The 11384-nt window shown below is 35.5% G+C and carries 10 protein-coding genes; 5 read left to right on the top strand and 5 right to left on the bottom strand.

Translation table 11 applies throughout. The annotated features are described in order from the left end of the window. Positions 1-25 precede the first annotated feature (25 nt). On the top strand, positions 26-541 hold the full coding sequence (locus tag Cop2CBH44_RS08635) for a DUF6125 family protein (RefSeq protein ID WP_044225788.1): 516 nt from the start codon (positions 26-28) through the stop codon (positions 539-541). 336 nt (positions 542-877) lie between these two features. Continuing rightward, a complete protein-coding gene (locus Cop2CBH44_RS08630; RefSeq protein WP_021930644.1) occupies positions 878-1561 on the top strand; it encodes a zinc metallopeptidase in 684 nt (227 codons plus the stop codon). 312 nt (positions 1562-1873) lie between these two features. Here Cop2CBH44_RS08630 and Cop2CBH44_RS08625 read toward each other — a convergent pair whose 3' ends face one another. Genes Cop2CBH44_RS08625 through Cop2CBH44_RS08615 form a run of 3 tightly spaced genes read right to left on the bottom strand, consistent with a single transcriptional unit; the run spans position 1874 to position 6526 of the window. Next, a complete protein-coding gene (locus Cop2CBH44_RS08625) occupies positions 1874-3271 on the bottom strand; it encodes a glycoside hydrolase family 57 protein (RefSeq protein WP_021930645.1) in 1398 nt (465 codons plus the stop codon). A gap of 33 nt (positions 3272-3304) precedes the next feature. Further along, the gene (locus Cop2CBH44_RS08620) at positions 3305-4570 is read right to left on the bottom strand and encodes a glycosyltransferase family 4 protein (RefSeq protein ID WP_021930646.1); all 1266 of its coding nucleotides are present in this window, start codon (positions 4568-4570) and stop codon (positions 3305-3307) included. Positions 4571-4582: 12 nt separating this feature from the next. Then, on the bottom strand, positions 4583-6526 hold the full coding sequence (locus Cop2CBH44_RS08615; protein ID WP_021930647.1) for a glycogen debranching enzyme N-terminal domain-containing protein: 1944 nt from the start codon (positions 6524-6526) through the stop codon (positions 4583-4585). 258 nt (positions 6527-6784) lie between these two features. Between Cop2CBH44_RS08615 and Cop2CBH44_RS08610 the strand changes: the two genes are divergently transcribed. Continuing rightward, a complete protein-coding gene (locus Cop2CBH44_RS08610) occupies positions 6785-7459 on the top strand; it encodes a rhomboid family intramembrane serine protease (protein ID WP_055097159.1) in 675 nt (224 codons plus the stop codon). A gap of 38 nt (positions 7460-7497) precedes the next feature. On the opposite strand, the gene Cop2CBH44_RS08605 is transcribed toward Cop2CBH44_RS08610, so the two are convergent. After that, complete coding sequence (locus Cop2CBH44_RS08605) at positions 7498-8094, bottom strand: MarC family protein (RefSeq protein ID WP_021930649.1); 597 nt, start codon at positions 8092-8094, stop codon at positions 7498-7500. Positions 8095-8240: 146 nt separating this feature from the next. Between Cop2CBH44_RS08605 and Cop2CBH44_RS08600 the strand changes: the two genes are divergently transcribed. Continuing rightward, the gene (locus Cop2CBH44_RS08600; protein ID WP_021930650.1) at positions 8241-8945 is read left to right on the top strand and encodes a Crp/Fnr family transcriptional regulator; all 705 of its coding nucleotides are present in this window, start codon (positions 8241-8243) and stop codon (positions 8943-8945) included. Positions 8946-9011: 66 nt separating this feature from the next. Here Cop2CBH44_RS08600 and typA read toward each other — a convergent pair whose 3' ends face one another. After that, a complete protein-coding gene (gene typA, locus Cop2CBH44_RS08595) occupies positions 9012-10808 on the bottom strand; it encodes a translational GTPase TypA (protein WP_021930651.1) in 1797 nt (598 codons plus the stop codon). A 213-nt stretch (positions 10809-11021) separates the two neighbouring features. Here typA and rpsO point away from each other — a divergent pair, with 213 nt between their 5' ends. Continuing rightward, positions 11022-11291: a 30S ribosomal protein S15 gene (rpsO, locus tag Cop2CBH44_RS08590; RefSeq protein ID WP_021930652.1), complete on the top strand. Its 270-nt coding sequence runs from the start codon at positions 11022-11024 to the stop codon at positions 11289-11291. The last annotated feature ends 93 nt before the right edge of the window (positions 11292-11384 follow it).

Below are 11384 nucleotides of genomic sequence, written 5' to 3'. Positions count from 1 at the left end.
GTCAATTTTTTTTGAAAGAACAGTCATGGATGTTTTAGAGAATCTTACAAAAGAACAATTGATAGATTACATACGTATAATGGCTAAAAATATGTCAGCATTGGATGGGGTATGGTTTCAGTCATTGGAAAAAAAGAAGGGAATGGATGATGCTATGTGGCATGACTGTGATGTTTGGCAACGATTTACACAGGCAGAGGCTCGTCGAATAAAAAAATTTTTGAAATTGCCGGAATATCCAGGATTACAGGGTTTATCTCAAGCATTGAACTTTCATTTTAATTCATTACTGAATCATACAGAGACGATAATAAATGGAAATAAATTGATATACCGTATTGTTGATTGTCATGTACAAAATGCGCGTTCGAGAAAAGGTATGTTGTATCATCCCTGTTTAGCTGCAGGTTTTATGGAGTATAAATATTTTGCATCTACTATTGATTCTCGTATAAATTGTGAAGTTATAAGCTGTTTCCCAGAAGTGAAAGATCCTACTTGTGCTTGTGCTTGGGAATTTACATTGAAAGAAGATGTATGAATCTCTTCGTTTATTGGGATAATAAACTAATATGAGATAGGCTTTTAGTAGATGTATAGTTCGAGAGATGATTTGCTGAAGAGTATAAAATCTTATTTTTTCAATATAGCCTTTCTCTGTTTTATTTAATAAAATTATATACAGTATGATTAAAAAAAACTATATTTTGTCTATAAGTTATTGAAAATAAGATATATAAAAATAAAACATTCATTTGAAGTACAAAGTGGAATATTTGCATATTAACATAATTTGTTTTTAATCGGATGTTTTATTAACATTTATGTCTGTATTTTATCTCTATATTTGTCATGTAAATGAGAATAGAAATTTAAAATGGGAATATATATAATATTTATTGTATTTGCTTTGATCAGTTTTGCCGTACAGAAAATGTTACAGGCAAAGTTTGATAACTATTCTAAAGTTCCTATTCCGAATGGTCTTACGGGAAAAGATATTGCCGAAAAGATGTTGCGAGATAATGGAATAAATGATGTAAAAGTGATTTCGGTAGAAGGACGCCTTACCGATCATTATAATCCGGAAACTCATACTGTAAATTTGAGTCAGGATGTATATTATAGCAATAGTATAGCAGCTGCAGCAGTTGCTGCCCATGAATGTGGACATGCTGTTCAGCACGCACGGGCATATTCTTTTTTGACAATGCGCTCCAAATTAGTACCTGTTGTGAGTTTTGCATCACAATGGATGCAATGGGTATTATTAGCTGGGATACTGACATTACAAGTATTCCCCCAATTGATGTTATTTGGTATTATATTATTTGCATTGACTACCTTATTTAGTTTTGTAACGCTTCCAGTAGAAATAAATGCTAGCCAGAGGGCTTTAGCATGGCTTGAGAGTGCAGGTATAACAAATATGAATACCCATGATAAAGCAAAAGATGCTTTAAGGTGGGCTGCTTATACTTATGTGGTAGCAGCATTGAGTTCATTGGCGACTTTGGTGTATTACATTCTCATATTTTTGGGAGGAAGAAGAGATGACTGACTAGCTTTTTATATATTTTCTTTGAATAAAACGAATCAGGCTGCTTGTGTAAGCAGCCTTTTTTGTATTATAGAAGAAAAGACTTATGACTGTGTTGTAATAAAGAATGTAATAGTTACTATGTGAGTAGTACAAAGGAGTGGAAAATTGATATGATTTCAGAAAAAGTATTCAGTATAGCATTTGACATATAGTATTTTCTTTTTTCAATCATCAATTTATTAAAAATATGAGGCTGCCTAACAATGAAAAAGTTAGATAATTTCGTTTTTGTTGTTAGGCAGCCTCATATTATCTTTTATAAAATTTGATTTAGACTTTAGTTGTCGTTTTTGAAGAAACCGTAGCTTTTGTATTTTTATTGGCTGTGACTTTTGCTTTAGATTTCGAAGTTTCGACCTTGGTTTTAGCCTGTTGTTTCTCAAGCTTTGCAGATTTTAGCTCTTTTTGTAAGATTTCTATCTCCGAAGCCTGGTTTTTAATCGTTGTAATTAAAGCATTTAATTCTTCGTTTTCTATTTCTGCTGGATATTGGGCTTCTACTCTGACAATAAAATCACTCAATACATTCATGTAATTGGTGAATGCTTCGTAGGGAGTTTCGTATGGGCTATAGTGACTATGTACAGCTCCATCATTGAAGTGTTTAGTACACATATAATAAAAGTGGTCACTGGTTTGTAAATAGTTCCAGTCTTGTTTTAGTCGGCGATCGTCACATAATCGAACACGTTCTGCAACTGAATAAAGTTTTTCGAAAGCTTCGTTTTGAAGAACATTTCCCAGCCAGGCACTCGTATCTCTTTCTTCATCGGCCCAAGAAATCGGATATGGCATAGATAAAGAGTCTACGGGTTTTACTTTTGATATAATCTCTGTTGGAGTTGCAAAGCCGATTCCTTTTTCTTCGGCAAAACGAGGGAGGGCTTTCATAAACTCGAATATACCTGTTTCACGAGGCTGTAGTTCTCCTAATGTTTCATAATTCATGAAGAGATTTACAATCTGTTCAGATTCAGGGGTGTTAGCAATCCATCCAATAAATTTGTCTGCTGTAAGAGGGTATTCACTCCATTCATAGTTAGAAAAACGAAAGGATATGTCGTCACTTACTTTATAGTTTTTCAATAATAGTTTTAGTTTGGGAGCTGCAGCTGAATTGTATAGGTAATTGGGACTTTTCCACCCGAGAATATGTTTTGCACCTTCAGTGATACAACCTTTAAATCCCATATCTGCTATTTGACAAGCTATATCGTCAGAGTAGATTAGCTCAGTATTGCGAAAGACTTTGGGGCGTTGTCCAAACAAAGCTTCTATCTTGTCATCATGCATTTTTACTTGATTAGCAAATTCTATAGGATCCTTTAGTGAAGCCAATGAGTGGGCATATGTTTCAGATAGAAATTCGACGCAACCAGTTTTGGCCAATTCTTTCATGCTATCAATAAATTCTGGAACATAAATTTCTAGTTGTTCAAGTGCTATTCCTGAAATAGAAAATGCTACCTTAAATTTGCCATTTGAGTTTTTAATCATCTCTAGCAAAGTATAGTTGGCTGGTATATAAGATCGTTGTGCAATACGGTGCATGATTTCTTCATTGTTGAAATCATCATAATAATAATGGTCGTTACCGATGTCGAAAAAGCGATAACGTTTCAGGCGGAATGGCTGATGGATTTGAAAATAAAAACAGATAGTTTTCATATATTTATAGCATTTAATTCATTAATAAAAGAGTTATTTTTTTTGTATCACTTTGTGATAGATGTCGATGACTTTTTGTCCGGCATATTTCCATTTGATTTCGTCAACTTCGAGTTTCCCTTGGACTTTAAGCTGTTGATACATTGCAGGATAAGTTATGATAGAATATATAGCATCGGCCATAGCATCAATATCCCAATAATCAGTTTTGATGACATTTGTTAAGATTTCGGCGCATCCTGATTGCTTAGAAATAATAGATGGTACACCCACTTGCATAGCCTCTAGAGGTGAAATTCCAAAAGGCTCTGAAACCGATGGCATGATATACACATCACTGGCTTTCAACATTTCGTATACTTGTTTCCCTTTTAAAAAGCCTGTAAAATGGAATCTATCTGAGATATTTCTTTGTGCTGCTAAACGTATCATTTTATTCATCATATCACCGCTTCCTGCCATGACGAAACGTACATTATTACTCTTTTTTAGAACTCGAGCAGCAGCTTCGACAAAATATTCTGGGCCTTTTTGCATTGTAATACGGCCCAAAAATGTCACAACCTTTTCTTTAGTATTTTTAGGTACTTGTATGGCCATAATGTCTTCGCTCAATGGTTCGACGGCATTATGTACAGTTGTAACTTTGGCTGGGTCAATGTGATATTTTTCTATAACTGTTTGCCTTGTTAAATTGCTTACAGTAATGATATGGTCAGCTTGATCCATCCCATCTTTTTCAATTCCGTAGACCGTCGGATTTACATTCCCGCGACTTCGGTCGAAATCAGTTGCATGCACATGTATAACTAATGGTTTGCCAGTTACCTGTTTTGCATGGATTCCGGCTGGATAAGTAAGCCAGTCATGGGAATGTATGATATCACAAGGATAAGTTCGAGCGATGACTCCGGCAACGATTGAGTAATTATTTATTTCTTCAAGCAAGTTATCGGGGTAACGTCCGGAAAATTCAATACATCCCAAATCATTAGTATGCATATAGCTAAAGTCTGCATATATATGGTCTCTCAAGCTGTAATATTCTTGAGGATTCATGCAGTAGCTGAGACGTTCACAAGCTGTCTCCCAAGGAATGTCGCGCCAAACAACCGGAGTATTACCAGCGCCTACGATATGTGCAAAACTTTTATCTTCGTCTCCCCATGGTTTAGGAATAACAAATGTAATTTCCATATCACCGCATTCGGCCATACCTTTAGTAAGGCCGTAACTTGCAGTGCCCAAACCTCCGAGGATATGTGGAGGAAATTCCCATCCAAACATCAGTGCTTTCATACAGCGTGGTTTTTATATGTGGTTGTACTTTTTCAATAAATTAAGAACTCTCAATATTTCACCGACATTCGCCGCGAAACTTATGGCGCCACGCCCTGTGAAAGGCGGATTACCGTCGAATAATTCAGATATACTACCAATACAGTTATTCGACATTTCTTCTTCAAATCCTATCAGCATTCTTTCTAAAAAAGAGACTCCACTAAATCCAAACACTTTCAGGTAGGCATCGGTGTAGGCTCCCATCAGCCATGGGCGTGAAGTTCCTTGATGATATGCGTTTTCTCTTTCTTCTTGTGAACCTACGTATGTAGGATTGTAACCATGACTTTTCGGGCTCAGAGTTCGAATGCCTTTGGGCGTCAATAACTCTCTGGTAACGACTTCAAGAGCGATTTTCCGCTCTTTTTTATCTAAAGGTGAATAATCGAGAGATAGGGCAAATAACATATTAGGACGTACGCTCCAATCTGCATAGTTCCCGTCTACATAATCATATAAATAACCGCAGTCATTTAAAAACATGTCTTTAAATGAAATAGCACATTTATCAGCCAATTCGTTCAATATATCTGCTTTGACATCGTGAGCTTCATCTGCATCGATAGATGCTGCAAATCGCAATGCGTTATACCATAGAGCGTTAAATTCAACTAAATATCCACTGCGTGGTATAATAGGGTGACCATAGCGAGCAGAATTCATCCAAGAGATAACTTTTTCTTTTCCGTTGCTGTATAGTAGACCATTTTCATGTAAAAACAGGTTTGGATGCTTGCCTTTTCGGATATACTCGATTATAGATTCAATGAATTTTCCATATTTGGCAGTACATGTGTTTAGAGATGTCTCTTTGGCATACTGCTGTAAAGCCCATATGCACCAAAGCAATGTATCTGGTGTATCTATTTCCTGTATTACGGCATCTGATTCTCCAGTTGCCATGAAATGTTTGAGAGCTTTTTCTGCCGTATTCATAATGGACTCAAACATATTCTGGTCTCCAATTGCCAATGTACATCCTGGGAGAGCGATGAAACTGTCTCGTGCTCTGACTTTGAACCAAGGATAACCTGCCAATAAATAATTGTCTTTGCCTCGTTTTAGATAAAATTGTTGTGCAGAGTTTTTTAGACAATTAAAGAAACTGGTACGGCAAGTACGCATTCCGATTTCTTTGTTATACATTGAGGCTAAAGAACGAGGCTTTATTTCTCCCACACCTGCTGAAAAGATGATGCTTTCTCCTTTTTTTATCGGCAATTCGAAATATCCGGGAACATAGAGATCTTCTTTGTATTCAAATCCACGTTCTTGATCTTTAATGTACTCTATACCTTTATTCCAATTAGGTTGATATGTAAAAGATACTTGTTTGTTGAATTGCATGTATAACCGAGGATATCCGGGGTATAAGCAACAACTGATGCCATTTTCTGCAATTTCGTAACTCTTATCAATTTGGTCGTTTTCTATACATAAAGAGTTGGCGTTGCGGAAAGCCAGAAAAGGTCTAAATTGTAAGGTCGTTTCTGAATGTGCGTCTACCAAAGTATACTTAATGAGTATTCTATTTTCATGAGAAATAAATACTTTTTCTTTGGTCAGAATCACACCTCCTACTCGATAGACTGTTTGTGGAACTGATTCGCAATTGAATTCGCGGATATACTTATGTCCGTTGGGACTGTAGCAATCACCTTGGTATTTGTGTAATCCCAAGTTGAAAGGTGCACCGTGTTGAATTACGGTTTCGTCTAATGAGGATAACAATACATGATTATCATTGTCCAACTCAGGAATCGGTATTACCAATAACCCGTGTTGCTTACGGGTATTGCAATCGACAATTGTTGTACAATGATAAGCTCCCGATTTGTTTGTACGTAACATCTCTTTTGGAAGAGATTGTTCCAGATTGATCATTAAACTTTTGTCAAACTTCAGATAGCTCATATTTATTAATTGATAAAATGTCGGTTAACAAAATAATGTATTAGATTTTACATTTCTTACCGACGAATATATGTATTGTAATTAAATAATCAAAATTTTTAGAGTGCTTATTTTAAGAAAATGAAACATTTTTCATATAAATTATTTTTACCGTTTTTTTTATTGTTTCTTTATAAAAAAATTAGTATATTTGAGAATCTATATGTTATAGAAAATGAAAATATTTTGGTGACATTTGTGGTTTCAGAACCTAAAAAAATGATTTTAGCCTTTGTCCCTCCTTTTCTCTATCTCTTTATACTTTGGATGTTTACTTTTTTGGAGTGGGGGATGGGATGGAATTTTTACCATTTAGGGATAAAACCTCGAAAAGCGGAAGGTCTCTTTGGTATTGTTACTCATATATTTATCCATTCAGATTTTTATCATTTATTGGCAAATACTATTCCCCTTTTGGTTTTGGGTTGGCTGCTATTTTATTTTTATTCTGATATAGCACCTAAAGTCTTTATATGGATATGGTTTTTGTCTGGGATTTTTATTTGGGTAGCTGGACGTCCAGGTTGGCATGTCGGAGCTAGCTCATTGATATATGGATTTATCTTCTTTCTTTTTTTGAGTGGGATAATTCGAAGGCATGCTCCGGTTATTGCAGTTTCTTTAGTGGTTATATTTTTATACGGAAGTATTATTTGGAATATGTTTCCTATTGCGGAGTTGGTTAATGTGGAGACATCATGGGAAGGACATTTAGGCGGAGCTTTATCCGGAGCTATTTTGGCTGTTGCTTACCGAAAGCATGGCCCGCAGAGAAAGAAATATATTGATGATGATGAAAAATGTGATGAAGATGGGCCGGAAAATGTAGATTCGGATTTGTGTTCAAATACAAATAAGCCATCATCTCCCGAATGGGAAAATAATAATGATTGAAGTTTGTGGTAAAGTGGAAATATAGAAAATTACTGTTTTTAAGAAAGAGTAGCCAATAATTTTGCCAGATTATCAATAAACATTCTTACAGAAATAGCGAGAAGAATGATACCAAAGAATTTTCTTAGTACATATACTCCGCTTTTACCTAATAATTTTTCAAGAATATGTACATTACGTATAACAATATATATGATAATAATATTTAGAACTAATGCAATAAGGATATTGGCCAAGCCGTAGAGTGCTCGTAATGATAATAATGTCGTAAAAGAGCCGGCTCCGGCGATAAGAGGAAATACTATAGGTACAAGCGTTGTACTTCCTGCAGGCCCGTCCATTTTAAAAATTTCCACACCGAAAATCATTTCAATAGCCATTACAAATATAACTAACGAACCAGCTATGGCAAAAGATGAAATATCTACGTGAAATAGTTGTAAAATCACATTACCCATGAATAGAAAAGCTATAAATGTTGCTAAAGAGTAAAAAGCCGCTTTTCCTGCATTTATATCGTTCCCTTTCTCTTTCAGACTAATGATTATTGGGACCAGTCCTGTAATATCAATGACAGCAAACAATACAATGAAAGCACTTGCAATTTCTTGAAAATTAAAGTTTAAGCTAGGCATAGGTCTATTGTTTTTTATTAATGGCTACAAAGTTAACGAAAAAAAAATAAATCAATAGTTTCTAAACAATTAAGATGATTTTATGTTTAGTTGAGTAAGGATATGATTATTATTTATAAATTTGGCTTACTAAAACGATGAATATAATGGATAGTATGTACGAAGTACTTATGCAGTTGCCCTTATTCCAAGGAGTAAGTAGAACTAGCATTTCGGGGATAATCGAAAAAACTAAATTTCACTTCCTCAAATATAAACCTGGAGAAGTAGTAGTTTCTAGAGGTGAAGAATGTACACATCTTAAATTCTTGATATCTGGGAGTGTACGTTCCGAGATGGTTAATAGAAATGGAAAAATCCGAGTATCAGAAGTCTTACATGCACCCAATGTGTTAGCTCCGAATCATATGTTTGGACGTAATACTTATTATCCTGCTGATATTTATGCAGTAGAAGATACAGGGATTATGCAGTTGGATAAACAAACATTTGTAAATATCTTACAATCTGAGTCGATTGTTTTAATTAATTTGTTAAATATAATATCTCGACGTTCACAAAAAAGTATCGAGACATTTCTATCTTTGTCTTCGGGTAGTGTGAAGGAGAAACTGGCATTTTGGGTACTTTGTTTTACTCAACGGAGGTCAACAGATATCAAAGTTATTTGTAAACAGAAGGATTTGTATTCTTTCTTTGGAGTGCAGCGTTCAGTTTTCGTCAGTGCCTTGAATGAACTGAAAGATGAGGGAATCATTGATTATACTACTCGTGAGATTATGATTCTGGATAGAGATAGGTTGAAGGCTTTGTTGAGTGAGGATACTGTAGACGAAGATGTAGAAGAGTAAATACACTAAATTAAATAAGGACAAAAAAGAGGCTGAAATTCTAAAATTTCAGCCTCTTTTTTGTCCTTATTTATTGCTTCGTTTGCGTTCAGTTTCATCTAAAATAATTTTACGTATACGCAAGTGATGAGGAGTCACTTCGACGTACTCATCTTCTTTGATATATTCTAGAGCCTCTTCTAGACTAAATACAATTGGTGGGATAATTTTAGCTTTGTCATCAGCCCCTGAAGCTCGCATATTGGTTAGTTTCTTTGATTTGGTAACATTTACAACAATATCACCTTCTTTTGCATTTTCTCCGACAACCTGACCGGCATATACTTCTTCTTGTGGGAAAATAAAGAATTTACCTCTGTCTTGTAATTTGTCTATAGCGTATGCATATGCAGTACCGGCTTCCATGGCAATAAGAGAACCGTTTGTCCGGCGTTCTATATCTCCTTTCCAAGGCTGGTACTCAAGAAAGCGATGGGCCATAATGGCCTCTCCAGCTGATGCTGTAAGAACATTATTTCTTAAACCGATGATTCCACGGGAAGGAATGGTAAATTCCATATGTATACGGTCATTCTGTGTTTCCATTGATTGTAGCTCTCCTTTTCGGCGAGTAACCATATCGATGATTTTACTGGCATATTCTTCGGGAAGATTAACTGTTAGTTGCTCTACAGGTTCACATTTTACACCATCTATTTCTCTGATGATTACTTGAGGTTGTCCTACTTGAAGCTCATACCCCTCACGTCGCATAGTTTCTATAAGAACGGATAAGTGTAGGACACCTCGTCCATATACTGTCCATACATCTGCGTTTTCTGCTTTTTCAACGCGTAATGCTAAGTTGCGGTCGAGTTCCTTAGTTAGGCGTTCTGCGATATGGCGGGAAGTGACAAATTTACCATCTTTTCCGAAGAAAGGAGAGTCGTTATTGGTAAAGGTCATTGACATCGTAGGTTCATCAATTGCTATACGGGGCAAAGGTTCTGGGTTTTGCAGGTCGGTGATTGTGTCTCCAATTTCAAATCCTTCAATTCCAACTAAAGCACATATATCACCAGAACTGGCTTTTTCAACTTTTGTTCGTCCTAAGCCTTCAAATAAGTGCAATTCTTTGATACGGCTTTTGGTGAAAGACCCGTCCTTTTTGCATAATGCTACATCCATGCCTTCTCGAAGTTCTCCTCGGTGAATACGGCCAATGGCAATACGTCCTACATAAGATGAGAAATCGAGAGAGGTAATTAGCATTTGAGGTGCCCCTTCAAGATATTTGGGTTCTGGGATATATTCAATAATAGCGTCTAATAAAGGAGTGATATTATTCGTTGGTTTTCTCCAATCTGTTGACATCCAGTTTTGTTTAGCAGAACCATAAATAGTAGGGAAATCGAGCTGTTCTTCTGTTGCGTCAAGGCTGAACATCAGATCGAATACCATTTCATTTACTTCATCAGGACGACAGTTGGGTTTGTCTACTTTATTGATAACGACTACAGGCTTTAATCCCATTTGTATAGCTTTTTGTAAAACAAACCGGGTTTGAGGCATAGGGCCTTCGAAAGCGTCAACTAGTAGCAGACAACCATCAGCCATATTGAGAACTCTTTCTACTTCTCCTCCGAAATCTGCATGCCCAGGAGTATCTATAATATTGATTTTATAGTCTTTATATCTGATTGAAACGTTTTTAGACAGGATTGTGATTCCTCGTTCACGTTCAAGATCATTATTGTCGAGAATTAACTCGCCGGAGTTCTGGTTCTCTCGAAATAACTGTCCGGCCAAAAGCATTTTGTCAACCAGTGTTGTTTTACCGTGATCGACATGAGCAATAATTGCAATATTCCTAATTTTCTGCATATAATTTATTTTGAGTCGCGCAAAGGTAGTATAATTTTTTTTAGAATGCGTTTAATAATCAGTAGTTTTAAAAGATTGAAATCATTATTTAATACATTTATCAAACAAAATTTCTTGTTTAGGAATAAAAATAGCAATAAAATATTGTTTTTCAAAAACAAATATATACCTTTGTGCCCTCAAAGAATTTATTAACAAAAAAATCAGCAGAAAATGTATTTAACTTCTGAGAAAAAACGAGAAATCTTTGAGAAATACGGAAAGTCCAATACTGATACTGGCTCACCTGAAGCACAGATAGCATTATTCTCATACCGTATCTCTCATTTGACTGAACATTTAAAGTCAAATCACAAAGATTATAGCACAGAAAGAGCTCTTAAAATGTTAGTAGGTAAACGTCGTCGTTTGCTTGACTATTTAATCAAAGTGGATATCAATAGATATCGTGCTATTATCAAGGAGCTTGGAATCAGAAAGTAAGAAATTGCTTTTTTAAGCGAAAAAGGACATCTTTCAAAGATGTCCTTTTTTATTGCTTTAAAATTTTTTATACTTATAAAAAGTGTTCATTTT

Origin of the sequence: Coprobacter secundus subsp. similis (assembly GCF_015097275.1) — a bacterium.
Lineage (GTDB): Bacteria > Bacteroidota > Bacteroidia > Bacteroidales > Coprobacteraceae > Coprobacter > Coprobacter secundus.
Note: the sequence above shows the minus strand (reverse complement) of the source record. Positions and strands in the feature narration are given on the sequence as shown.